Origin of the sequence: Brevibacterium oceani, assembly GCF_013623835.1 — a bacterium.
Taxonomy (GTDB): Bacteria; Actinomycetota; Actinomycetes; order Actinomycetales; family Brevibacteriaceae; genus Brevibacterium; species Brevibacterium oceani.
Map to the genome: position 1 here is coordinate 18776 of NZ_JABKDE010000007.1, position 24297 is coordinate 43072.

21 protein-coding genes and 1 tRNA gene are annotated in these 24297 nt (G+C 65.8%); 16 read left to right on the forward strand and 6 right to left on the reverse strand.

Features of this window, described 5'->3' with window-relative positions; all coding sequences use genetic code 11:
* The first annotated feature begins 80 nt into the window (after positions 1-80).
* Positions 81-1346 carry a cell division protein PerM gene (locus HK401_RS15040; protein WP_181275479.1) on the forward strand — a complete coding sequence of 422 codons (1266 nt, stop codon included), beginning with the start codon at positions 81-83 and terminating at the stop codon, positions 1344-1346.
* Between the two features lie 142 nt (positions 1347-1488).
* On the opposite strand, the gene HK401_RS15045 is transcribed toward HK401_RS15040, so the two are convergent.
* Positions 1489-1941 (reverse strand): hypothetical protein, encoded by a 453-nt coding sequence (locus HK401_RS15045; RefSeq protein WP_181275480.1) that lies wholly within the window; start codon positions 1939-1941, stop codon positions 1489-1491.
* A gap of 156 nt (positions 1942-2097) precedes the next feature.
* Here HK401_RS15045 and purN point away from each other — a divergent pair, with 156 nt between their 5' ends.
* The 4 genes from purN (at position 2098) to HK401_RS15065 (ending at position 4966) form a co-directional block, all read left to right on the forward strand.
* Positions 2098-2721 (forward strand): phosphoribosylglycinamide formyltransferase, encoded by a 624-nt coding sequence (gene purN, locus HK401_RS15050; RefSeq protein ID WP_181275481.1) that lies wholly within the window; start codon positions 2098-2100, stop codon positions 2719-2721.
* A gap of 49 nt (positions 2722-2770) precedes the next feature.
* Positions 2771-4315: a bifunctional phosphoribosylaminoimidazolecarboxamide formyltransferase/IMP cyclohydrolase gene (purH, locus tag HK401_RS15055; RefSeq protein WP_181275482.1), complete on the forward strand. Its 1545-nt coding sequence runs from the start codon at positions 2771-2773 to the stop codon at positions 4313-4315.
* A 112-nt stretch (positions 4316-4427) separates the two neighbouring features.
* Complete coding sequence (locus HK401_RS15060) at positions 4428-4664, forward strand: DUF3017 domain-containing protein (protein ID WP_309136012.1); 237 nt, start codon at positions 4428-4430, stop codon at positions 4662-4664.
* Between the two features lie 119 nt (positions 4665-4783).
* Positions 4784-4966, forward strand: a complete 183-nt coding sequence (locus tag HK401_RS15065; protein ID WP_181275484.1) for an antitoxin — start codon at positions 4784-4786, stop codon at positions 4964-4966.
* 142 nt (positions 4967-5108) lie between these two features.
* On the opposite strand, the gene HK401_RS15070 is transcribed toward HK401_RS15065, so the two are convergent.
* A complete protein-coding gene (locus HK401_RS15070; protein WP_181275485.1) occupies positions 5109-7706 on the reverse strand; it encodes a UvrD-helicase domain-containing protein in 2598 nt (865 codons plus the stop codon).
* A 125-nt stretch (positions 7707-7831) separates the two neighbouring features.
* The gene (locus HK401_RS15075; protein WP_181275486.1) at positions 7832-8224 is read right to left on the reverse strand and encodes a hypothetical protein; all 393 of its coding nucleotides are present in this window, start codon (positions 8222-8224) and stop codon (positions 7832-7834) included.
* Between the two features lie 63 nt (positions 8225-8287).
* On the opposite strand from HK401_RS15075, the gene HK401_RS15080 reads away from it, so the two are divergent.
* The 6 genes from HK401_RS15080 to pth all read left to right on the forward strand — a co-directional run bounded on the left by HK401_RS15080 (position 8288) and on the right by pth (position 13590).
* Positions 8288-8359: transfer RNA gene (locus HK401_RS15080), tRNA-Gln, on the forward strand.
* A 32-nt stretch (positions 8360-8391) separates the two neighbouring features.
* A complete protein-coding gene (glmU, locus tag HK401_RS15085) occupies positions 8392-9846 on the forward strand; it encodes a bifunctional UDP-N-acetylglucosamine diphosphorylase/glucosamine-1-phosphate N-acetyltransferase GlmU (RefSeq protein ID WP_181275487.1) in 1455 nt (484 codons plus the stop codon).
* On the forward strand, positions 9843-10814 hold the full coding sequence (locus tag HK401_RS15090) for a ribose-phosphate diphosphokinase (protein ID WP_181275488.1): 972 nt from the start codon (positions 9843-9845) through the stop codon (positions 10812-10814). Before glmU ends, HK401_RS15090 begins: the two co-directional genes overlap by 4 nt.
* 170 nt (positions 10815-10984) lie before the next feature.
* On the forward strand, positions 10985-11995 hold the full coding sequence (locus HK401_RS15095; RefSeq protein WP_181275489.1) for an alpha/beta hydrolase: 1011 nt from the start codon (positions 10985-10987) through the stop codon (positions 11993-11995).
* Positions 11996-12155: 160 nt separating this feature from the next.
* Positions 12156-12806: a 50S ribosomal protein L25/general stress protein Ctc gene (locus HK401_RS15100; RefSeq protein ID WP_181275490.1), complete on the forward strand. Its 651-nt coding sequence runs from the start codon at positions 12156-12158 to the stop codon at positions 12804-12806.
* Positions 12807-12990: 184 nt separating this feature from the next.
* Complete coding sequence (gene pth, locus HK401_RS15105; protein ID WP_181275491.1) at positions 12991-13590, forward strand: aminoacyl-tRNA hydrolase; 600 nt, start codon at positions 12991-12993, stop codon at positions 13588-13590.
* Between the two features lie 49 nt (positions 13591-13639).
* Here pth and HK401_RS15110 read toward each other — a convergent pair whose 3' ends face one another.
* Together HK401_RS15110 and HK401_RS15115 are read right to left on the reverse strand one after the other, a co-directional pair.
* Positions 13640-14359, reverse strand: a complete 720-nt coding sequence (locus HK401_RS15110; protein WP_181275492.1) for a rhomboid family intramembrane serine protease — start codon at positions 14357-14359, stop codon at positions 13640-13642.
* 149 nt (positions 14360-14508) lie between these two features.
* Positions 14509-15984: an arylsulfotransferase family protein gene (locus HK401_RS15115; RefSeq protein ID WP_181275493.1), complete on the reverse strand. Its 1476-nt coding sequence runs from the start codon at positions 15982-15984 to the stop codon at positions 14509-14511.
* A gap of 84 nt (positions 15985-16068) precedes the next feature.
* Here HK401_RS15115 and mfd point away from each other — a divergent pair, with 84 nt between their 5' ends.
* From mfd to eno, 5 genes are all read left to right on the forward strand, one after another.
* Positions 16069-19662 carry a transcription-repair coupling factor gene (gene mfd / locus HK401_RS15120; protein WP_181275494.1) on the forward strand — a complete coding sequence of 1198 codons (3594 nt, stop codon included), beginning with the start codon at positions 16069-16071 and terminating at the stop codon, positions 19660-19662.
* 120 nt (positions 19663-19782) lie between these two features.
* The gene (locus HK401_RS15125) at positions 19783-19977 is read left to right on the forward strand and encodes a CsbD family protein (RefSeq protein ID WP_181275495.1); all 195 of its coding nucleotides are present in this window, start codon (positions 19783-19785) and stop codon (positions 19975-19977) included.
* Positions 19978-20040: 63 nt separating this feature from the next.
* On the forward strand, positions 20041-20619 hold the full coding sequence (locus tag HK401_RS15130) for a MazG nucleotide pyrophosphohydrolase domain-containing protein (protein WP_309136013.1): 579 nt from the start codon (positions 20041-20043) through the stop codon (positions 20617-20619).
* On the forward strand, positions 20616-21491 hold the full coding sequence (locus HK401_RS15135; RefSeq protein ID WP_181275496.1) for a tyrosine-protein phosphatase: 876 nt from the start codon (positions 20616-20618) through the stop codon (positions 21489-21491). Before HK401_RS15130 ends, HK401_RS15135 begins: the two co-directional genes overlap by 4 nt.
* Before the next feature lie 76 nt (positions 21492-21567).
* Complete coding sequence (gene eno, locus HK401_RS15140) at positions 21568-22848, forward strand: phosphopyruvate hydratase (RefSeq protein WP_181275497.1); 1281 nt, start codon at positions 21568-21570, stop codon at positions 22846-22848.
* Positions 22849-23124: 276 nt separating this feature from the next.
* On the opposite strand, the gene HK401_RS15145 is transcribed toward eno, so the two are convergent.
* Positions 23125-23988: a type IV toxin-antitoxin system AbiEi family antitoxin gene (locus HK401_RS15145; RefSeq protein WP_258234254.1), complete on the reverse strand. Its 864-nt coding sequence runs from the start codon at positions 23986-23988 to the stop codon at positions 23125-23127.
* Positions 23989-24297 lie beyond the last annotated feature (309 nt).

A 24297-nucleotide genomic window follows, 5' to 3' on the forward strand; every position in this document is an offset into this window, starting at 1 on the left:
GGCGCAATTGTACTTCCCAGAACAGGGAATCGCGCTGTCAATACCGGGAAGCCGGCTCGAAGTCAGCGAAAATGGTGCTGATGCAGACTTCTCCCCACCCTCAGACCCTTCGCCGAACGATCATCAACGCACTCATCGAAGTCGTGAAGATCGACCTCATCGTCGTGCCCGCCGTCTTCGTGGCGGCAATCGTCTTCTGGATCATCGGGCTCGGCTCACAGCTTCCCTATTCGGCCGTTCCCGAATGGGCCTTCGCACTGTGGGCGGCGATCTCGGGACTGAGCGTGACCACCCTCGGCTTCGACTTCTCCCTGGCACCGAGTCTCGTCACTCTCGGACTGTGGCTGCTCGTGGCCGCGGCGGCCAAGCGACTGGTCGCCGGTGTCGCCGCTGCGGACTGGGACGACGATGAGGTCGCACTCGGCCAGTGGTGGACGATCGTCGGCGCCGGACTGGGGACGTTCACACTCGCCTACGCTGCCCCTCTGGTGGCTCTCGCGCTCTTCGTCGGGCAGGCGACGATGACTCCGCTCGGTTTCCTCCGTCTCGTTCTCTTTCTGCTGTCGGCGCTGTTCTTCGGGTGCCTTCGGGTCCGCGGGATCGACGATTTCCCGGGACTGCGACTTCTCGACGACAGAGCCTGGGACGTCGGTGTCAGGCTCGCCCGCCGGCTGGTCTGGGGTGGGCTCGCCGCTGCGGTGATCATCCTCGCGGTCGGATTCGTCCTCCGATGGAGGGAGGTGACCGACTCGATGCAGGTCTACAGTTCGCCGGTCGCCGCAGGCATCGGCCTCCTCATCGTGCAGGTGCTCTTCGCCCCGGGCATTCTCTTCTCTGCACTCTCGTGGTCTGCCGGCACCGGTGTCGGTCTCGGAGGAGCGGGCACGAGTTCGGCGTTCAGCGCGACCGCCTCGCCGGTCCCCGATGTGCCGGTTCTCCAGCTCCTCATCGGGGACTACCCGGCATGGACGGCAGCCGCGCCTGTCCTCCTCGTCGTCCTCGGTCTGCTCTGCACCATCCTCGGACGGTTCCGGGCTCGGGACGTGCTCGAGAGCTCGTGGACGGGGATCGGAGTCGCCGCCGGAATCGTCTTCGTCGGTGCGGAGGTCATCGCGGTCTTCTCCTCCGGTGCACTGGGGCCGCTGGGACTCGCCGATTTCGGTCCCTCTGCGCTCACCTCGGCGCTGGTGATCACTGCGTGGATCGGTGCGGGGATGAGCGTCGGCCTGCTGCTGATCCGATTGTCGAACCTGCAGTCGGGACCGGGTGATGATGGTCTCGGGGTCGACGATGACGGTGGATACTTCGGAGACGACGCCGTCCTCGATGACGACGAGGTCCGCTGAGCAGGGACGCAGGGGTCAGCTGTGACGCCCGGGGGCGGCTGTATCGGGGCCGGGGATGCTGTGCTCAGCGGCAGGCAGGTACGCCGAGGTTCACGGATGAGTCCTCAGACGGGCAGGTCCGAGGTGCCGAAGCACACCGGTCTCAGTTGGTGCCGGGGATGTCGAGGTCCTGCCCGGTGATCTGTTTGAACCAGTCGCCGAGGCCGGTCTGGTATTCGCTCGTGCAGGACAGCTGAGCCTGCTGGGTGATCGCGTCGCGCAGGCACTCCTCGTATTTCGACTGCACCGGCCAGAGGATGACCGAGGACATCGTCGAGAAGATGAGATAGAGGCTGAGCAGTCCGCCGAGGATGCCCAGCGACATGTTCCTCCGCTGCTTCGTCTTGACCACGGCGACGATGTACTTCACCGACCACACGATCGCGGCGATGGCGAAGCCGACGGCGGCGAGCTTGAACGGCAGCTGGTAGGTGAACGTCAGCACCGAGGCGAGGATGAGCAGGATGAGGACGAGCCCGTGTCGTGCCGGAGCCGCCTGCTGCTCCTCTTCGGGAGTCGGGGCCTTCTTCTCTTCAGTGCTGTTTGGTGACGTCACTCCGTCAGTTTCTCACAGACGACTGACAAATGCCTCGGCGGGCTGTGCCCGAACGCCGAACTGTGTCCGACCGTCGAGCGGTGCCCGATCGTCGAACTGTGTCCGGGTGTCGAGTGCCGGGGCGCCTCGCTCCGGCACAGACGTTAGACTGTGCGGGTGCGCATCGTTCTTCTGGCCTCAGGCTCCGGTACCCTCACGCAGGCAGTCATCGACGCATTCGTCGATGGTGCGCGCGGTGTCGACATTTGCGCGGTCGGGTCGGATTCTGCGACGGCAGGTGTCCTCGACCGAGCACGCAGACACGATGTGCCGACCTTCGTCGTCCGTCCCAAGGACTTCACGGACCGTGCGATGTGGAACGAAGCCCTGCGGAAGACCGTCGCCGAGTACGCACCCGATTGGGTGGTCTCGGCGGGATTCATGCGCATCCTCGGCGAGGACTTCGTCGCGGCGTTCCCACAGCACATCATCAACACCCATCCGGCACTCCTGCCCTCGTTCCCGGGCGCGCACGGAGTGCGTGACGCGCTCGCCCACGGGGTGAAGATCGCCGGGGGAACCATCCACCTCGTCGACCCCGGCGTCGACACCGGTCCGATCATCGCGCAGTACGCGGTGCCCGTCGGCGACGATGACACCGAAGAGACCGTGCACGAACGGATCAAGACCCGCGAACGGGAGGAACTCGTCCGCGTCCTCGCCCACCTCGCCCACTCCGACCTCGTCGTCGATGGTCGGCATGTCCGCGGATATGCCGCCTCGGCGACGGTGCCGAACTGAACCCAGCCGTGCGAAGAACCGACCGGCGACCGAACCTCAAGGAGGATCTGTGACAGGAACCCGCGCGATCAAGAGAGCGCTGATCAGCGTCTACGACAAGACCGGTCTGGAGGATCTGGCCCGCGGACTGAACGCCAACGGCGTGCAGATCGTGTCGACCGGATCGACGGCCGCGAAGATCGCCGAGGCGGGGGTCGACGTCACGAAGGTCGAAGAGCTGACCGGATTCCCCGAATGTCTCGAAGGGCGGGTCAAGACCCTCCACCCACGCGTGCACGCCGGGATCCTCGCCGATTCCCGCAAACCCGATCACCTCGAACAGCTGGCCGAGCTCGAGATCGAGCCCTTCGACCTCGTCATCGTCAACCTCTACCCCTTCGCCGACACGGTCGCCAGCGGCGCCGGCTTCGACGACTGCATCGAACAGATCGACATCGGCGGACCCTCGATGGTGCGCGCGGCCGCGAAGAACCACCCCACCGTCACCGTCGTCACCGATCCGACCGACTACCAGGCGGTGCTCGACGCTGCGGCAGGGGAGGGATTCGACCTCGCGGCGCGACGCTCGTTCGCCGCCCGCGCCTTCGCCCATACCGCGGCCTATGACACGGCCGTGGCCGCATGGTTCGCCGCCGAGCTCGGCACCGACGAACAGCCGGCCTTCGCCGGAGTCACCGGTGAGAAGATCGCCGACCTGCGCTACGGAGAGAACCCGCACCAGGCCGCCGCCGTCTACGCCGACGGGACCCGCGGGATCGCCGGGGCCACCCTGCTCGGCGGCAAAGCGATGTCGTATAACAACTACACCGACACCGATGCCGCGATCCGTGCCGCCTTCGACTTCGACCAGCCCGCCGTGGCGATCATCAAGCACGCCAACCCGTGCGGGATCGCCGTCGGTGAGACCGCGGCCGCCGCCCATGCGGCCGCCCACGCCTGCGACCCGCTCTCGGCCTACGGCGGAGTGATCGCAGTCAACCGTGAGGTCGACGCCGAACTCGCCGCGTCGATCAAACCGATCTTCACCGAGTGCCTGGCCGCTCCCTCCTTCACCGAGGAGGCCCTGGAGATTCTGTCGACGAAGAAGAACCTGCGTCTGCTCGAACTCGGCGACGTCGACGTGCCCGCCTCGGAGATCAAGCCGATCAGTGGCGGGTTCCTCGTCCAGGACCGTGATGCCTTCCAAGCCGACGGAGACTCCCCGGAGAACTGGACGCTGGCCGCGGGACCTGCCGCAGCCCCGGAGGTCCTGGCCGACCTCGAGTTCGCGTGGCGAGCCGGTCGGGCCGTGAAGTCCAATGCCATTCTGCTCGCGAAGAACGGGGCCTCCGTCGGCGTGGGCATGGGCCAGGTCAACCGGGTCGACTCCGCAAAGCTGGCCGTCGAGCGTGCCGGAGCCGAACGCGCCGCCGGTTCCGTCGCCGCCTCGGACGCCTTCTTCCCGTTCCCGGACGGCCTGCAGATCCTCATCGACGCCGGCGTCACAGCCGTCGTCCAGCCGGGCGGATCGATCCGCGACGACGAAGTCATCGCGGCCGCCGAAGCGGCAGGCATCACGATGTACCTGACCGGGAGCCGCCATTTCTTCCACTGAGATGAGACACCCTCACCCTCGCCATGCCCGGCGGGGGCGGGGGAGAGGCCCGATCTCAAAGCGGTGGATCTATTGGAAGCGCCGGTACGCGCATCCCACCCGCCGGGATTGGGTGCTGCTCGGCTGCCTCCTCTGGGCGGGCGCTGCCGCAGCATGCACCTTCATCGACTTCCGCCTCGGCGCCGTCGTTCTGGCCGTTGTGCCGGCAGTCCTGGCCGTGTTCAGGGCGATGCCGCCGCCGAGGAACGAGGTGTGGACCAATCGTTCGAAGGCCGTCGACATCACCACATGCGTGCTGTTCGCCGTCCTGCTGATCGGGCTGGCGTTCATCGTCCCGCAGTCGCGATGACCTCGAATATGTGCATCCTCTGGGAAATGGAATCTGCCGGTGCCGTCGCGCCCTAATCAGTGGCAAGGTGAGTGTCGTCAGAGGTTCGCTTCGAACCTTTTCCGATGAAAGGAGACAGCATGGGACTCGACGATCTTACTAACAAAGCCAAGGACGCCTTGAATAGCGATAAGGGTGAAGAGATCAGCGACCAGGGCCTGGACAAGGCCTCGGACGCAGCCAACAATGTCACCGGTGGAAAGTTCGAAGACCAGATCAACAAGGGTCGCGACGGAGCCGACGACAAGCTTGGCAACGAATGACCTTCATTCCATAGCCGCGTCCGGCATGGACAAAGCGCCGAGGAGAATTCCGGTTCTCCTCGGCGCTTTCCTTGTGCGACGGCCCGGTCAGACCGGGCTGGTCTGACCGGGCCGGGGCTGACCAGCCGCATGACCGAGTCTCTCAGCCGAGCTTTTCGATCGGGGCGTAGCGCAGCAGCAGTCGCTTCGACCCGGCCGAACCGAAGTCGACGACCGCGACGGTCTTGTCACCGACCCCGTTGACCTCGGTGACGGTGCCGAGGCCGAAGGACTCGTGCGAGACCTTCTCTCCGACCTCGACGGAGATGACCTCTCGATTGGGGCGGATCCGATTGGGGAATCCGGCCACCGGCGCCGAGGCGGACGAACCGGAACGCGAGCGGGACGAACCGCCTGTCGAACGCGACGAACCTAAGCCGCCGGAGTATCCGGACGACGAGCCCCCGGAGCCGTACCCACCGGGCCCGTACCCACCCGATCCGAATCCGCCGGACCGCCCACCGGATCCGAATCCACCGGAGAAGCTGCCTGTGTTCTCCCAGGTGATGAGGCTCTCCGGGATCTCGCCGAGGAATCGACTCGGCGGGTTGTACTGCGGCTGGCCCCACATGCTTCGGGTCTCGGCACGGGTGACGAGCAAACGCTGACGGGCGCGTGTGAGCCCGACATAGGCCAGGCGGCGTTCCTCGGAGAGCTCCTGCGGATTCTCGAACGACCGGGCGTGGGGGAAGCCGCCGTCCTCGAGACCGGTGAGGAAGACGACCGGGAACTCCAGCCCCTTCGCCGTGTGCAGCGTCATCAGCGTGACCTGACCGAGTTCGGCATCGGGGATCTGATCGGTGTCCGAGGCCAGAGCCACCTGCTCGAGGAACTGGTCGATGGCCGCAGGGCCCACCCCGGGAGCCGCTTCGACAGCCGATTCCTCGTCCTCGGCAGCCTCGTCTGAGCCGGTGTCGGACGTGGCGGCCCGCGGACCGGTCGATTCGTCGTCACGGTCGGCCGCCTCGGCGTCGGTGCCTGCCACATCTGCCGCCGTGGCGGACTCCGCACCCGATGCCTGCGAACCAGAGCCATCGCCGTCGGAATCGACGGCGGCGGCCTCCCGTGTGGCAACGAAGTCTTCGGCCACAGCGACGAGCTCGGCGAGGTTGTCCACCCGCGATTCGTCCTGCGGATCCGTGCTCTTCTGCAGCGACTCGAGGTAACCGGACTGTTCGAGGATCGCCTCGATGACCCGCGACAGAGGAGAGGACTCGGCTGTCGAGCGCAGATCCTGCATGAGATCGTAGAACTTCTGCACCGAGGTCAGGGCGCGCGAACTCAGGTGAGGGATCTCATCGAGCCGGCCCAGCGCAGTGTAGAAGCTGATGCCCTCGCGGTCGGCAAAGTCGGCGATGAGACCCTCGGTGCGATCACCGATGGAGCGTTTGGGCACATTGAGGATGCGACGCAGATTGACGTCGTCATCGGGATTGGCGACCACGCGGAGGTAGGCGAGGGCGTCCTTGATCTCTTTGCGCTCGTAGAAGCGGGTGCCGCCGACGACCTTGTAGGGAATGCCCGACCGCACCAGGGCGTCCTCGATCGCACGCGACTGCGCGTTCGTGCGGTAGAAGACGGCGAAGTCACCGTAGGTGTACTGCTCCTCGTCGATGAGGTCGTCGACGCGGTCGACGATGAACCGTGCCTCGCCCTGCTCGTTCTCGGCCACCCAGCCGATGATCGGCTCACCCGAGCCTTCGGAGGTCCACAGCTTCTTCTCGCGCCGATCGTCGTTGTTCGCGATGACCGCGTTCGCCGCGTCGAGGATGTTCTGCGTCGACCGGTAGTTCTGCTCGAGCAGGATGGTGTCCGCGTTCGGGAAGTCCTTCTCGAACTCGACGATATTGCGCACCGTCGCCCCGCGGAAAGCGTAGATCGACTGGTCGGCGTCGCCGACGACGGTGAGTTCGGCGCCTGTGGACCCTCCGGCACCGTCGCCGGCCAGAGCCTTGATGAGCGCGTACTGAGCCGGGTTCGTGTCCTGGTACTCGTCGACGAGGATATGACGGAACCGACGACGGTAGGAATCGGCCACCTCGGGGAAGGCTCCGAAGAGGTGAACGGTCTCGGCGATGAGGTCGTCGAAGTCGAAGGCATTGGCCAGTCGCAGGCGGGAGGTGTAGCGCTTGAAGACGTCGGCGAGCACCTCATCGGCAGGGTTGTTCGGTCGTGGGATGAAGTCGTCGGGCGTCTGCAGGTCGTTCTTGAGGTTCGAGATCCGATGCAGGATGGCCCGCGGTGCGTACTTCTTCGTATCCAAGCCGAGCTCCTTGAGGATCTGAGCGACGAGGCGCTGAGCGTCCTGAGCGTCGTAGATCGTGAAGTTCGACTTCATGCCCAGCACCTTCGCCTCCCGGCGGAGGATGCGCACGCACGAGGAGTGGAACGTCGAGACCCACATGGCACGCGAAGCCGGGCCGACGATGGAGGAGACGCGTTCGGCCATCTCCTTGGCCGCCTTGTTCGTGAAGGTGATGGCGAGCACCTCGCCGGGGTGGGCGCGTCCGGTGGCCAGCGCATAGGCGATGCGGCGGGTGAGCACCGTGGTCTTGCCCGATCCGGCCCCGGCGACGATGAGCAGCGGGGAACCGGTGTGGATCACGGCCTCGCGCTGCCTGGGATTGAGCCCGGTGAGGAGTTCGGCCGCCCGGGAATCGGCGCCGGCGGCATGGTCGATGTGTTCAGCTGCAGCAGTCATGTCGCCATCAACGATACCGTCAGCCTCTGACACGACACGATCCCGCCGTCCTCCCCACCCCATTTGCTACGTGACGGCGGCCCAGCAACCTCGCGCAAGGTTGCTGGGCCGCCGTCAGGTAGCAATCAGTGGATGAAGACGGCTATGAGGACGTTGAGGACCGCGAATGCGAACGTCAGATGCGCCATCGTGGCCGAGGGGCTCTTCACTGCTGTGATCACTCCTCCCTCGGCGGGGGCCGATGCGGTGAAGGCCTTCTCCTTCTTATTGCCGATGAAAGCGAAGACGGTGACGAGGATCGCCACGACGATTTTGATCCCGAGCTTCATGTGGTTGACGTCCCCGTCGCCCATCTCCGCCAGACCCATGAGCAGCAGTCCCGTGATGAGCTGCAGATAGGCCGCGTGGAGCATTCCGGGCACCACTTTCGGTGAGCGGATGACCGTGAAATAGCCGCCGACGATGATCGCCATTCCGACCAGATGCAGGGTCAGCAGAATCTCGCGTAGAATTTCCATAGCGTTCATCGTAGTGGCATGATGGTGTCTCGTGAGCGCGGGCCCCTGAACTGGTCACGCTGTTCCGCCCTGGTGTAATGGCAGCACGCCGGCCTTTGGAGCCGTGCAGTATAGGTTCGAATCCTATGGGCGGAGCTGGCCCAATCCGACTTGCGAAGGATTCAACTATGTCGCAGACTTCACCGACCGCCGTCATCGTACTGGCCGCCGGCCAGGGAACCCGTATGAAGTCGGCGCTTCCCAAGGTGATGCATCCCATCGGAGGGCGCTCCCTGCTCCACCATGCCGTGTCCGCCGCGGCCGGCACCTCGCCCGAGCATCTCGTCGTCGTGGTCCGTCACGAACGCGACCAGCTCGTCGCCCATCTCGACTCCCTGCCCCTGGCCTCCCAGCGCACACTGCTCATCGCCGATCAGGATGAGGTTCCCGGCACCGGCCGAGCCACCGAATGTGCGCTCACCCAGCTCCCCGAGGATCTCACCGGCACCATCGTCGTCACCTACGGCGACGTTCCGCTGCTGACCACCGAGACCATCAACGGCCTCGTCGCGGTCCATGAATCCGCCTCGAACGCCGTGACCGTCCTGTCCGCCGAGGTGGACGACCCCAGCGGGTACGGCCGCATCGTCCGCGATGCGAACGGATCCCTGCTGCGCATCGTCGAGCAGAAGGACGCCGACGAGACCGAACGGGCCATCAGCGAGATCAACTCCGGCATCTACGCCTTCGACGCCTCCGCCCTCAAGGAGGGCCTGGCCTCCCTGACGACCGACAACGCGCAGGGAGAGAAGTACCTCACCGACGTCATCGGCCACTCCCGCGAGGCCGGCCGCCCCGTCGCCGCCACCGCCACCGACGATCTGTGGCAGGTCGAAGGCGCGAACGACCGAGTCCAGCTGGCGCAGCTGGGCAAGGAGCTCAACCGCCGTCAGTGCGAGAAGTTCATGCGCGCCGGCGTCTCCGTCATCGACCCCGACACCACCTGGATCGACGTCGACGTCTCGATCGGCCAGGACGTCACCATCCTGCCCGGCACCCAGCTGCTCGGCGCCACCGACATCGCCGCTTCCGCCGTGATCGGACCCGACACCACCCTCAAGGACACCGAGGTGGGCGCAGGTGCCCACGTCGTGCGCACCCACGGTGAACTCGCCCAGATCGGACCCGACGCCAACGTCGGACCGTTCGCCTACCTGCGACCCGGGACCAGCCTCGGCGAAGGTGGAAAGATCGGCACCTTCGTCGAGACGAAGAACGCCGACATCGGCAAGGGAGCGAAGGTCCCCCACCTGTCCTACGTCGGCGACGCCGAGATCGGCGAGGGCACGAACATCGGAGCCGCCTCGGTGTTCGTCAACTACGACGGCGTCAACAAGCACCGCACCGTCATCGGCAAACACGCACGCATGGGCTCGGACAATATGTATGTCGCCCCTGTCACGGTGGGCGACGGCGCCTACTCGGGTGCGAGCACGACGGTGCGCAAGGATGTCCCTGCAGGAGCGTTGGCCATCTCGGTGGCCCCACAGCGCAACCTGGAGGGCTGGGTCCAAACCAATCGTCCCGGCACGTCTGCAGCGCAGGCGGCCGAAAACGCATCCGAAGGGGAACCGGATCAGTGAATGAGATAACGACGGCCGGCGACAAGAAGCTCGTCCTGGTCAGCGGCCGGGCGAATCCCGAACTCGCCGAACAAGTCGCGGAGAACCTGGGGACCGAACTCCTCCCCACCGACATCTACAACTTCGCCAACGGCGAGATCTACGTCCGGTACTCCGAGTCGGTCCGCGGCAGCGACGTCTTCGTCCTCCAGTCCCACTGCGCGCCCATCAACGAATGGCTGATGGAGCAGCTGATCATGGTCGACGCCCTCAAGCGCGCCTCGGCCAAGCGGATCACCGTCATCGCACCATTCTTCCCATACGCCCGCCAGGACAAGAAGCACCGCGGACGCGAACCCATCTCCGCTCGCCTCGTCGCCGACCTCTACAAGACCGCCGGCGCCGACCGCATCATCACCGTCGACCTGCACACCGCGCAGATCCAGGGCTACTTCGACGGCCCCGTCGACCACCTCATCGCGATGCCGATCCTCGCCGGCTACGTCAAGGACAAGTACCCCGGCGACCTCGCCGTGGTCTCGCCCGATGCCGGCCGCATCAAGGTCGCCGAGAACTGGTCGAACGCATTGGGCGGAGTGCCCCTGGCGTTCATCCACAAGACCCGCGACATCACCCGTCCGAACGAGACCAAGGCCAACCGCGTCGTCGGTGAGGTCGAGGGTCGCACCTGTGTGCTCGTCGACGACATGATCGACACCGGCGGCACCATCGTTCAGGCCGCCGATGCGTGCATGGCCGCCGGCGCCACCGGCGTCATCGTCGTGTCCACGCATGCGGTGTTCTCCGGCCCGGCCGTCGAACGCCTGTCGAACTCCGTGGCGCAGGAAGTCATCGTCACCAACACCCTGCCGCTGAGCGAGGACAAGACCTTCGACAAGCTCACCATCCTCTCGATCGCCCCGCTCATCGCCCGAGCCGTCCACGAGGTGTTCGAAGACGGATCGGTCACGAGCCTCTTCGAGGTCTGAACCGAGAACCTCCCGCCGCAGACCTGCGAGGACAACGCAGCCCGGCACGGATACCGCGGCCGACCGCGGCACTCTCGACGAACCCCGAGTCGATCATCGACTCGGGGTTCCGTCGTCTCCGAGCCGTCTTCGATCTACACTGGGAGGAAGCGACGAAGGGAACCGCGACGATGTCGTCACACGATTACAACCGGTACCGGGTCGACGTGGACGGTGGTCAGCTGTCCGTGGGGGTATGGGAACCCGTGGCCGCCGGGCCCGGACATGTGCCCACGGTCTGCGTCATCCACGGCATCACCTCGAACCATCTGTTCTTCGCCGGCCTCGTCTCCGCCCTGACCGAGGTCCGCGTCATCGGCCCCGACCTGCGTGGTCGCGCCGATTCCCGGACCCTGCCGGGACCTTACGGAATGGCCGCCCATGCCCGTGACGTCCGCGCCGTGATCGACGCCTTCGCCCCCGAGGGGCCGGTGGTGCTCGTCGGGCATTCGATGGGCGGGTTCGTCGCGATGACCCTGGCGGCCATGCCTGACGAGGATGACACCGGCACCGAGGCAGCCCGACGCTTCCGGGGGCCCGTGCTCATCGACGGCGGGCTTCCGCTGCCCGTAGGGCAGCCGACCGGCGGTGAGCCCGTCGACGATCTCAACGACGATGACCTCGACACCGACGATCTCATCGCTGCCGTGCTCGGTCCCGCCGCCGAACGGCTGTCGATGAGCTTTGCCACCGTCGAGGAGTACCTCGCGTTCTTCGCCGCCCACCCGGCCTTCGTCGACGGTCTCGACACCGTGGCCACCGAGAGCTTCGTCTACGATCTTGCGGCCAAGGACGACCATTCGTTCCAGCCCTCCACCTCGATCGAGGCGATGCAGTCCGATTCGGCCGATATGTACACAGGCTCCGCCTACGCCGATGCGCTGGCAACGGTGATGGGGGATGAGGGCCGGCAGGGCGAGGTCGTGTTCCTCTTCGCCGAACGCGACCTCGTCGCCGCCGAACCCGGACTCTATCCGCCCGAGCTCGTCGACGACTACGCGAAGCGGTGGCCGCGGCTGTCCGTCATCGGTGTGCAGGGCACGAACCATTACGACATCCTGCTCACCGAGACCGGCATCGACGCGTGCGCCGATGCCGTCGTCGGCCGACTTGGTGCGGCCGCGGACAGTGCCGTAGACTAGTGGGGTTGCCTCGGCGAGGGAGACTTCTGTCTCCGTGATCGACGCGGCCGACGTCCCACGAACTGCACGAACCCACCCGGTTCGCCTGGTCACAGTTCGCAGCGGATCCAGGCTGTTTCGCCGTGGTGCTTGAAGATAAGTTCACCACGAAGGAGAGAAAATGGCTGACTTCAAACTTCTGGCCGAAGCTCGCAATGAGTTCGGCAAGGGCGCAGCGCGCCGCATCCGTCGTGCGGGCCGCATCCCCGCCGTCGTCTACGGACACGTCGGCGATCCCGTCCACATCTCGCTCGAAGGCCACGCCACCATGATGGCACTCAAGCACGCCAACGCGCTGCTCGAGATCGAGAGCACCGACGGTTCGAAGAACGTCCTGGCCATCGCCCGCGACGTCCAGGTCGAGCCCGTTCGCCGTGAGATCGAGCACCTCGACCTCATCATCGTCAAGCGCGGTGAGAAGATCGAGGTCGACGTGCCCGTCCACGTCGTCGGAGAGGCCGCTCCCGGGACCATGGTCTCGCAGGAGGAGTCGACCATCGCCGTCAAGGCTGATGCGACCAAGCTGCCCGAACTCATCGAGGTCAGCGTCGAAGGCCGCCCGGCAGGCGAGCACGTGCTCGCCGGTCAGGTCGAGCTGCCCGCCGGTGTCGAACTCGTCGCCGACGAAGAGCTGCTCATCGTCAACGTCTCGGAAGAGGCCGAGATGGACACCGAGTCCGACGCCGAGGAAGAAGCCACCGAGGCAGAGTCGACCGACGAAGAGTCCGGCGCCGAGGAGTCGACCGAGGAAGAGGGCTCCGACGAGGAGTGATTCCTCATCGTCACGATGCCGAGCGGCGTCGTGACGAGCATCGACTGATGAATGATTTCGGTGGGTCGTCCCTGCGGCGGCCCACCGAAGTCGTCTCCGTCGGGCAGCATCCGGGCACCGGGAGCCGGCCCGGCACGAGAGCGGTGAGGCACCCGGGCGGCAGACACCAGGGGAGAGAGCGGCATTGACGAACGAGACATGGTTGGTATTCGGCTTGGGCAATCCGGGACCGAAGTACGAATCGACCCGTCACAACATCGGGCAGATGGTCGTGGCCGAGCTCGCTTCTCGTATCGGGACGACGCTGACCCGGACGAAGCTGCGCACGAACGTCGGCACCGGGCGACTGCCCACCGGCAGCGTGCCGGGTGTGCCCGGGCCCCGGGTGGTGCTGGGAACCTCGACCGGGTATATGAACGAATCCGGCGGGCCCGTGCGCCAGCTCGCCGACTTCTACGGCATTCCGACAGATCGGATCATCGCTGTCCACGACGACGTGGACATCCCCTTCGACACCATCAAGATCAAGCTCGGCGGGGGAGAGGGCGGACACAACGGTCTGCGGTCGATGACCTCCGTGCTGGGTACGAAGAGCTATCTGCGGGTTCGTGCCGGTGTCGGACGGCCTTCGGGTCGGCAGGATACTGCGGACTATGTGCTCCGCCCGTTCGCGAAGGCCGAGCGGGAGACGCTGCCGATCTTCATCGCCGACCTTGCCGACTCCGTCGAACTCCTCATCAATGAGGGATTGGACACGGCGCAGCAGAAGTTCCACTCACGCTGAGCGACCCAGCCTCAGCTCGTCTGCGCGGACTCAGCTGTTGGGTGCCGCCTCAGCTCTTCTGTTCCGCCCCCGCACGCCGGCGGTGGAGCAGCCATGCGGCGAAGACGCCGCCGGCGAGGCCGAAGAGGTGCCCCTGCCAGGAGATGTCGTTGGCCTGCGGGAGCATTCCGAAGATCATCGACGCACCGTAGGTGACGAAGATGAAGAACCCGATGACGAAGTAGACGATCTTGCGCAGCACGTCATCGGTGAACCAGGTGCGCACGGCCAGATAGCCGAAGAATCCGAACACGATGCCCGAGGCACCGACGATGTGGTGTCCCGGCCGGGTCGTCAGCCATGCTCCGAGCCCGGAGGCCAGAGCGGTGATGGCCGTGACCTGCCAGAACCGTCGGGAGCCTTCGACAGCAATGACGATTCCGAGGACGAGGAACGGGAACGTGTTGGCCAGGAGGTGGCCGAAGCCCGAATGCAGCAGCGGCGAGGTGACCAGGCCGTAGAGCGAGAGAGGGTGCCACGACTCGAGGCTGAACCGATCGAGGTCGATCGGCAGGAGCGTGTCGACGATCTCGACGACCCACATGACCGCCAGCAGCACGAGCACCGGGACGAAGCGCGAGAGATGATGGTCGCGGTCGACGCTCGTATTCAGATGGGCGACCGGTGGATTCGCCGAGCGGCCGGAGTGGGGCGACCCGGCGGAGGAATCGGACCCGAAGAGGATTCGTGACTCCTCGTCGGAGAAACGGGGGGAGTGGTTGGAGCTCATGGTCCAATTGTGGGCGATGAAGATTGGAGAACCCCGAATATCCGCGGCGGCCGGGCAATCGTGATCGTTCCGTTAGCCCCGTTATCACCCCGCAATGTTCGCCAGCGTGCATCCGGCACACCGGACTGTCTCAGCCGGGCGAGCGGGCCTCAGCTCTCGCGCTTGACCGCCCGCGTCGATCCGAGGGGGTCGCCGTTCGCATCGAGGGCCTCGACGACGATCGCCGGCCCGTTCGGGGTGATGTCGGCCGCGGTCTCGAACCCTGCGCGCTCCACCTCGGTGTTCTCAGCCAGGTGGTCCTCGTCCTCTCCGCTGAGCACCCGCCAGGACGCGACCTCGGTGGCTCCGTTCCAGCTCATGTGGATGCGGGTGACGCCGGCCTGCGGCTCGGACTTCGTTGCGATCGGCGGTGCGGTCGGCCGGGCATGCCAGTCGAAGCGATAGGCCCGGTAGTTCGATCCGCCGGTGAAGGTGAGGTCGCTCAGCAGCTTCCCGTCCTTGGAGAATTCGGAGACGAACGGCTCCGAGCCCCATCCGACGACGACGTTGCCGTTGTCGAGCTCCTGCAGGTTGCCCTGACTGCCCGACGACCGATCGTCGGGGGCAGAATATTCGGTGACCACCTCGGCGGTCCTGTCCTTCTCATCGACGTCGAGACGCAGACCGCGGGTATCGCCGAGGCGGGGCGCGGCATGATTGTCGAACAGCGTGATCGTCCCGTCCGCACGCCGGTGGGCGTCGTGCTGCCAGGCAAAGGTCGCCCCCTCTCCCATCTCGAAGTCCGAGGCCTTGCCGCCGAGGACCCAATGGAGGTCCGCAGTCGTCCGATCGAGCTGGTAGACCGCATGCGTGTTGCGGGCCGAGACGAGCAGCGAATCCCCGCCGTCGTCCTCGCTGACGGAATTGAGGTGGATGTAGTCGTAGGGTTCGTCCTTCGTCCCCTCCCCGTCCTTGAGCTCGGCTTCGGACTCGTCGACGGGGACGTCGTCGAGGGAATGCCATTCGACGAGCGGCTCACCACTGGCGATGTCGACCTCCTGGACCACGCCCTCCCAGACCCAGCCGTCGGCGTCACCGCCGACCGAGGACAGATCCGTCTGCTTCTTGACATAGGAGAGCAGGAACATGGTGTCGTCGTCGGTGATCGTCGTCTCGTGCAGGTCGGAGGTGTCCTTGGGCAGATCCCCGCCCATGCCGACCCGCGCGATCTCCTGATACGAGGTGTCAAGGACGACGACCTCTCCGGCGGTGTGCGGGGTCTCGGCCAGGCCCTCCCACCACGTGAGCACCGGTTCGCCCTGATACTGCTGAACCCGCAGGTCCCACAGGGTGCCCTCGTTCTCTCGGATCCACATGGGCTCACCGTCCGCGTCGAGGATGAGGCCCCCGACCCAGGACTTCTCGTCGGTCTGCGTCTGGCCCTTCGGGGCGAGGAACGTCTTGAGACCCCCGCGGTCGGGGAATGCACCGGAGTCGATGTCGACCTTCGGCGGTCCGAGATCGGGGCGAGAGTGGAAGTCCCACCGTTCGGCGACGTCGATGTCGTCATCGGCATCGTTCGTACAGCCCGCGAGCAGGAGAGCCGTGGCAGCCAGACCTGCAAGGACAGTTCTCATCTTCGCCATATGCCCATCCTCACACGTTTCGACCGGTTTCGCTCGACCCCGCACAGGCTGGGCCGTGTCCGTCCGGTGGCCTAGAATGTTCGGGTGCTCAACGGACTCGATCTCACACGCCAGAATCCCACCATCACCGAACTCGTCGGTGCCTTCAACGACCCGAGCACGAGCGGTGGGACGATCGACGCGATCAAGGGACTGTGGCCCTCGATCCTGCGCCGGACGGTGGCCACGGCTGGTGCACCGCAGCTCATCGTCACGGCCACCACGCGTGAGGCAGAAGACCTCGCCGAGGCGCTCGCGGACTGGGTTCCGGCCGCATCGATCGCGGTCTTCCCCAGCTGGGAGACGCTGCCGCATGAGAAGCTGTCCCCGCGCTCGGACACCGTCGGCCAGCGTCTCGAGGTGCTCCGCCGCCTGACCCACCCGAGTCCGGGTAAGGAACTGACCTTCGTCATCGCCCCCGTCCGCGCCTTCCTCCAGCCGCTGGCCAAGGGACTCGGCGACATCGAACCGGTCGAACTCTCCGTCGGAGACGAATGCGAGATCGACGATCTGTCGCAGAAGCTGACCGAACTCGCCTATTCGCGCGTCGACATGGTCTCCCGGCGCGGTGAATTCGCCGTCCGCGGCGGCATCGTCGACATCTTCCCGGCCACGGCCGAGCGGGCGCTGCGTGTGGAGTTCTTCGGCGATGAGGTCGATGAGATCCGCGAGTTCTCCGTCAGCGATCAACGGTCGATCCCCGCCGAAGACGGAGACGAGCCTCTGCACCTCTCTGCGCCTCCGTGCCGCGAACTGCTCCTGACCGACTCGGTCCGCGCCCGTGCGCGTGAACTCGCCGAGACCGTGCCGAGTGCGGCAGACATGCTCGAGAAGATCGCCGGGGGAGTCGCCGTCGAAGGCATGGAATCCCTCTCCGCCGTCCTCGCCGACGGAATGGAGCCGATCATCGCGCTGCTGCCGCCCGAGTCGAAGATCATCATCACCGAACCCGAACGCGTCGAGGCCCGCGCTGCCGATCTCGTGGAGACGACGAACGAATTCCTCGAGGCCGCCTGGGTCGGTGCCGCCGCCGGGGGAGAATCGCCGATCGACCTGTCGGCAGCGACCTTCCGCACCGTCGCCGAGATGGCCGAAGGCGCTCGCCTCATCGGCCTGCCGTGGTGGGAGATCGGCGGCTTCGCCCACGATGAGGAGCTGGCGGGTCCGGAGGAGAACATCTTCTCCGTCCCCGCCCGGACGCCGAAGGGCTACGCCGGCGATGTCGAGGCGATCCTCGCCGACGTCAAAGGTCTCGTCCATGACAAGTGGCGCATCCTCGTGCTCACCGAAGGACCGGGGCCGGGCAAACGGATGGTCGAGGTGTTCTCCGAGGCCGGAGTGCCTGCCAGCTTCGTCGAGGATCCCACCGACCTGCCCGAGGCCCTCGTCACCGTGACCACGGCGACCTCGTTCGGCGGCTTCGTCTTCGACGATCTCAGGCTCGCCGTGCTCACCGAGGCCGACGTCCTCGGGCGTGCGGCGGCCACCTCGACGCGGGATATGCGACGCCTGCCCACCCGACGCCGACGCAATCAGGTCGACCCGCTCAACCTGACCCCGGGCGACTACGTCGTCCATGATCAGCACGGCGTGGGCCGGTTCGTCGAGATGACGCAGCGGACCACGGGCAGGGGTGCGAACAAGCACACCCGCGAATACCTCATCATCGAGTACGCCCCGGCCAAACGCGGCCAGCCCGGAGACCGTCTCTACGTGCCCAGCGATGCCCTCGACCAGGTCACCCGCTACGTCGGCGGGGAGAGCCCGAACCTCAACAAGATGGGCGGCGCCGACTGGCAGACGACGAAGGCGAAGGCCCGCAAAGCCGTCAAGGAGATCGCCGGAGAACTCATCCGTCTCTACTCGGCCAGGCAGGCCACCGTCGGCCATGCCTACGGTCCCGACACCCCCTGGCAGCGCGAACTCGAAGACGCATTCCACTATGTCGAGACCGCCGACCAGCTCACGACCATCGACGAGGTCAAGTCCGACATGGAGAAGACGGTGCCGATGGACCGTCTGATCTGCGGCGATGTGGGCTACGGCAAGACAGAGATCGCGGTGCGTGCCGCGTTCAAAGCGATCCAGGAGGGCAAACAGGTCGCCGTGCTCGTGCCGACGACCCTGCTCGTGCAGCAGCACTATGAGACTTTCGCCGAGAGGTATTCGGGATTCCCCGTCACCCTCGGAGCCCTGTCGCGGTTTCGGACCAAGCAGGAATCCGAGAAGGTCAAGGAGGATCTCGCCGCTGGGAAGCTCGACCTCGTCATCGGCACCCACCGCCTCCTCAGCGGTGAGGTGAGGTTCCAGGACCTCGGGCTGGTCATCATCGACGAGGAGCAGCGCTTCGGCGTCGAACACAAGGAGACGCTCAAGGCGCTGCGGACGAACGTCGATGTGCTCGCGATGTCGGCGACCCCGATCCCGCGCACCCTGGAGATGGCGGTGACCGGCATCCGCGAGATGTCGACCCTGGCCACACCGCCCGAGGAACGGCACCCGGTGCTGACCTACGTCGGCAGACGCGAGGACAAGCAGATCAGGGCCGCGATCCGCCGTGAGCTGATGCGTGAGGGCCAGGTCTTCTACATCCACAACCGGGTCCGCGACATCGAGGCAGTGGCCGGGCATATCGCCGAGATGGTGCCCGAGGCCAGGATCGCCATCGCCCACGGGAAGATGAACGAATCGCGGCTCGAGCAGGTCATCGTCGACTTCTGGGAGAAGAAATACGATGTGCTCGTGTGCACGACGATCGTTGAGACCGGCATCGACATCGCGAATGCGAACACGCTCATCATCGACAACGCCGACAAGTACGGTCTCTCCCAGCTCCACCAGCTGCGCGGACGCGTCGGTCGCGGACGCGAACGCGCCTACGCCTACTTCCTCTACCCGCCGGACACCCAGCTGACCGAGACCGCCCATGACCGCCTGACCACGCTGGCGGCTCATACCGAACTGGGCGCGGGCATGCAGGTGGCGATGAAGGACCTCGAGATCCGCGGTGCCGGCAACCTCCTCGGCGGTCAGCAGTCCGGTCACATCGAAGGAGTGGGGTTCGACCTCTACGTCCGTCTCGTCGGGGAAGCCGTGGCGAAGTTCCGCGGGGAGGTCACCGAACCCGAAGCGGAGATGCGCATCGAGCTGCCCGTCGACGCCCACCTGCCGGCCGACTACGTCGATCACGAGCGACTGCGCCTCGAGGCCTACCGGAAGCTCGCGGCCGCGGCGAACGAAGCCGAACTGCAGGAAGTCCTCGACGAACTCGTCGACCGCTACGGGCCCTACCCGGAGGCCGTCGGAGTGCTCGCCGACGTCGCCCGGCTGCGCATTCGCGCCCGGGCCTCCGGAGTCAGCGACATCGTCGTGCAAGGCAACTTCATCCGCTTCGGTCCGCTCGAACTCGCAGACTCCCAGGTGGTCAGGCTCAAACGCCTCTACCCGAAGTCGCTGCTCAAACCGGCGATCCGGTCCGTGCTCGTGCCCAAGCCGATGGCGGGAACCGGCTTCGATGCCAAGGAGATGACCGATTCGGACATCCTGCGGTGGGCGCATCAGTTCCTCGACGCGATCGTGCCCGTCATCGGGTCCGAAGTCACGGAGGACAGCGAGGCCGGAGTTGCGAAGAACGGTTGAGAACTCCCCGACTGTTCATCGCTGACCGGCCCACGGGCCAGGGCAGTGGCGTAGAGTGCGAAACGCGGAGGCATCCGCAGCAAGTGCACATCACTCAGCTATCTGCTAAGGAGAATCCCCATGGGTGTTGACGACAAGTTCGAGAACAAGGCCGAGGACCTCGGCGGTCGGGCCAAGGAGACCATCGGCGATGCGACCGATGACGACAAGCTCAAGGCCGAAGGCGCCACCGACCAGCTCAAGGCCAAGGCCAAGGATGTCGGCGAGTCGGTCAAGGACCTCGGCTCATCGGTCAAGGACAAATTCTCGAAGTGACCGACGAATCGACCCTCATCGTTTCTGCGGTGGGGGTCTTTCGTGCCGGCAGGAGGATATTTCGTGGGTGAATGTGACGAGCAGAGTGCGGTCGAACGGGGAGCAGACCAGGTCGAAACTGGAGCGGAGCACGCCGAAACTGGAGCGGAGCAGGTCGAACCTCGGCTGCAACCGGTGATCGACGCCATGGCGATCCTGCGGCGACGCTGCCCCTGGTCGAGCCGACAGGACCACCAGAGCCTCGAGAAGTACGCTCGTGAGGAGACCGAGGAACTCATCGACGCACTCGAGGACTACGTCGACTCACCGAGCACGACCCATCGTGCGGCGGTGGTCGACGAGCTCGGCGACGTGTTCTACCAAGTGCTCTTCCACTCCGCGCTGCTCGACGAAAGCGGCGGACACGAGTACGGGCACAGCCTGGGGGCCATCATCGACGGCCTTCAGGAGAAGCTCATCCGCCGGCACCCGCTGGCCTTCGGCGACGATGCCGAAGGTGCGATGGCCGACTTGGACGACGTCGAACGCGAATACCGCCGGATCAAGTCCGAGGAGAAAGCCGAGAAGAACGTTGAGAACAACGGCGCGGAGAACGTCTCGGTGACAGCCATGACCCACGAACCTGAGGATGGGCGGCGATGAGCCTGGAACGGCTCGACATCGAAGGCACCTTCAACTTCCGTGACCTCGGTGGCGCACCCACTCGGGCAGGTGACCAGGCGGTGCGCCACGGGCTGGTGTTCCGCGCCGACGGTCTCGCTCAGCTGACCGATCGGGCGAGGGCGGATCTCGAGGAGTTGGGCATTCGAACCGTGATCGACCTGCGTGACATCGGTGAGCGGTCGAAGCTGCCCGACGCCGTCGACGGTCTCGACGTGAGGCGAATCGAACTGCCGATCTTCGACGATCACTTCTTTCCCGCCCGCCCACTGAGCGTCGATGAGATGAAAGCCGCAGCCGCCGCGTCCGGCATCGATCTCAGCGACCGCTCGCTGGCTCGGATCTATGACCTCATGATCACGCATTTCGGCCACCGTCTGGCGCTCGCCGTCGATGCGATCGCTGAGCACTGCGACGGCGGCGTGGTCTTCCACTGCTCTGCCGGCAAGGACCGGACCGGGGTGCTGGGAGCGTTCGTCCTCGACCTCCTCGGCGTGGGCCGCAGCGAGATCGTCGATGAGTATGCGATCACCTCCACCCACCTCTCCGAGGGATTCCTCGACTCGATCACCCGCGACTTCGCCGATGCGGGAATCTCCCGCAACCTCGCCGCGACCGCCACTGCCGCACCACCCGCACTCATGCACGACCTCCTCGATCGGATCGATGCCGACTATGGGGCCGCCTCGGCGAAGGGAAAAGGCACCAGCGTCGGCGGGGTCGGCACCGCCTCGGCGAATGAAGACGGCACCGGCGGGGGAGTGGAAGCGTACCTGCTCGCGCACGGAATGGACCCGACGACGCCGCAGCGGCTGCGCGACTGCCTGCTCGAGCCGACGGCGAACACGGCGTGAGCCCGGCCACGCGGTGCATTAAGCTGTCCTGCAGGCGCATGTTCCCCATGTGAAACCCATAGCTAAGGAGTAATCAGTGGCTGAGATCGTTGCCGCAAATGCCCGCGAAATCCTGGATTCCCGGGGAAACCCCACCGTCGAGGTGGAAGTGCTGTTGGCCGATGAGTCCGTCGGCCGTGCCGACGTGCCCTCCGGTGCCTCCACCGGAGAGTTCGAAGCCGTCGAACTGCGCGACGGCGACCCCGAGCGCTACCTGGGCAAGGGTGTGACCCAGGCCGTCGACGCCGTCGTCGACGAGATCCACGAAGCCATCATCGGCCTCGAGAGCGACGATCAGCGTCTGGTCGATCAGGCCCTCATCGAGCTCGACGGGACCGACAACAAGTCCCGCATCGGCGCGAATGCGATGCTCGGCGCCTCCCTGGCCGTGGCCCGCGCGGCCGCAGTCTCGGCCGACCTGCCGCTCTACCGCTACCTCGGCGGACCGAACGCCCACGTCATGCCGGTGCCGATGATGAACATCCTCAACGGCGGTTCGCACGCCGACTCGAACGTCGACATCCAGGAATTCATGATCGCCCCGATCGGTGCGGCCAGCTTCCGCGAGGCGCTGCAGTGGAGCGTCGAGGTCTACCACGCGCTCAAGGGCGTGCTCAAGGAACGGGGACTGTCCACCGGACTCGGCGATGAGGGCGGATTCGCCCCGAACCTCGACTCGAATGCCGCCGCACTCGACCTCATCCTCGAAGCCATCGACATCGCCGGACATCGCCCCGGACGGGACATCGCCGTCGCCCTCGACGTGGCCTCCTCCGAGTTCTACAACGACGGCGTCTACGACTTCGAAGGCGGGAAGAAGACCGCCGAGGAGATGGCCGCTTACTACGAGGAGCTGCTCGCGAACTACCCGCTCGTGTCCATCGAGGACCCCCTCGACGAGAACGACTGGGACGGTTGGGCGACGCTGACCGAGACGATCGGGTCGAAGGTCCAGCTCGTCGGCGACGACCTGTTCGTGACCAACCCCGAGCGCCTGCAGCGCGGAATCGACAACGCCACCGCGAACTCGCTGCTCGTCAAGGTCAACCAGATCGGCACCCTCACCGAGACCCTCGATGCCGTGTCCCTGGCACAGACGAACGGGTACACGACGATGATCTCGCACCGATCGGGCGAGACCGAGGACACGACGATCGCCGACCTCGCCGTGGCCACGAACGCCGGCCAGATCAAGGCCGGTGCACCGGCACGCTCCGAACGCGTCGCGAAGTACAACCAGCTGCTGCGCATCGAAGAGCAGCTCGGTGACGCCGCCCGCTACGCGGGACGCAAGGCGTTCCTGCGCTTCGAAGCCTGAGGCGCAGCCCGGCTCAGATCGGAATCCCCGAGGCGGGACCTCCCCGAGGCGGAGCGGAACCTTGCTGCTGAGGCGGGGCCTGAGTGATCATCATCGATCGCTCGGGCCCCGCCTCGGCGCGTCGCCGGCCTTCTCCCGATCGCGCGGCCGCCTCATTGCGCTGGGGTTGGACCATCCCGTACCGCTGCGGTCGCTTCGCACCAGTCGCCGCAGTTCCTCCGGTTCGCCACATACTGCACCGTTGCACCGGGAGGAGATGGCGCGAACGGCGACCGATCATGCCGTCTGCGGCTGTGCTGAGCGTCGGATCGCGCGACGGATCTCCTCGAACTTCGCTTCCTCGAACAGCTCCTTCCAGCTGATCCGGATGACTTGCCAGCCGCGATCGCGCAGCCACTGTTCGCGCCGTCGCTCGGCTTCGAGCTCGACGCGAGGCACGCCCGAGCCGAGATAGAGCTTCCCGAGGCCGTCGATCTCAATGATCAGGCGCGCCTGGGCGTGACGGAAGTCGACGCGGATGGTGCGGTGCAGACTTTCGGCTCGGAACGAGATCTGCGGCTCCAAGCCCGTGATGCCGTGCTGGTAGAAGCGGACCGCGGCGATCGCCTCGGCGGGGGATTCGCGGCGGGAGTCGGCGAGGTCGATGGCGAGCCTCACCCTGCTGATATTGCGTTTCTCAAGGCACTGGTCGAGGGTCGCGAGGATTCTGTCTTTCGTCGTCCGACCTCGGTGGAGTGCATCGTCGATCATGGCGACGGAGATGTCGAGGTGATAGCTGCGGGCGACATCGATGAGAGTGCGTTCGAGTGTGGTGACCTCTGCGGCGCCGGTGATCTCCCGGTGATTCGACGGAATGTGATTGCCGCGGACGTGGATGCTCTTGAACCGGCGATTCGTGCCCGGGCGGACGACTTCGACCTGGTGGGTGACGGGGTAGGCGAGCGGCAAGCCGTGGAGGAACGCCGCAGAGATGTGAGAGAAGACCTCGGGCGGGGAGCCCGGCTTCGACGCGTCTGTCCGACGATCGGCTTGCCGAGCATAGCGCGCCATCACAGCGGCGTTGAGTTCCTCCACCCGGTCGCGCGCATCGCCGTGATCGACGAATGCCTGGTGGACCCTCTCCGCGATGCTGGCCCACAACGGTCGATGAGAGTCGAGGTCGCAGACATGTCTGACGAGATAGACACCTCGCGACAGCCGTCGGAGACAGCACTTTCGGGCACGGCGAATGTCATTGTGGCTGAAACCGAGTCGGTTGAGTTCCCTGGTATCCATTAGTTTGTACATGCATTCAAAATGCAATAAACGCCCACAAAACGCAATAGAGCTATCTATATCTGTGGATAACTCTGTGGATGGCGGTGTTGCAGGATAGGAGAGCGTGCGGTGAGTCGGTGGGCCCTGTGCCGCGGCGGAAGGTATCAGTCACCGGAAGCGATAGGAAACCGT

What these genes read in the sequence shown, in the direction of transcription:
- HK401_RS15125 (WP_181275495.1), top strand. Translation starts at nt 19,783, where the DNA reads ATGGGTGTTGACGACAAGTTCGAGAACAAGGCCGAGGACCTCGGCGGT.
- HK401_RS15070 (WP_181275485.1), bottom strand. Translation starts at nt 7,706, where the DNA reads ATGACTGCTGCAGCTGAACACATCGACCATGCCGCCGGCGCCGATTCC.
- glmU (WP_181275487.1), top strand. Translation starts at nt 8,392, where the DNA reads ATGTCGCAGACTTCACCGACCGCCGTCATCGTACTGGCCGCCGGCCAG.
- HK401_RS15065 (WP_181275484.1), top strand. Translation starts at nt 4,784, where the DNA reads ATGGGACTCGACGATCTTACTAACAAAGCCAAGGACGCCTTGAATAGC.
- HK401_RS15135 (WP_181275496.1), top strand. Translation starts at nt 20,616, where the DNA reads ATGAGCCTGGAACGGCTCGACATCGAAGGCACCTTCAACTTCCGTGAC.
- HK401_RS15100 (WP_181275490.1), top strand. Translation starts at nt 12,156, where the DNA reads ATGGCTGACTTCAAACTTCTGGCCGAAGCTCGCAATGAGTTCGGCAAG.
- HK401_RS15095 (WP_181275489.1), top strand. Translation starts at nt 10,985, where the DNA reads ATGTCGTCACACGATTACAACCGGTACCGGGTCGACGTGGACGGTGGT.
- HK401_RS15110 (WP_181275492.1), bottom strand. Translation starts at nt 14,359, where the DNA reads ATGAGCTCCAACCACTCCCCCCGTTTCTCCGACGAGGAGTCACGAATC.
- HK401_RS15075 (WP_181275486.1), bottom strand. Translation starts at nt 8,224, where the DNA reads ATGGAAATTCTACGCGAGATTCTGCTGACCCTGCATCTGGTCGGAATG.
- HK401_RS15115 (WP_181275493.1), bottom strand. Translation starts at nt 15,984, where the DNA reads ATGGCGAAGATGAGAACTGTCCTTGCAGGTCTGGCTGCCACGGCTCTC.
- HK401_RS15040 (WP_181275479.1), top strand. Translation starts at nt 81, where the DNA reads ATGCAGACTTCTCCCCACCCTCAGACCCTTCGCCGAACGATCATCAAC.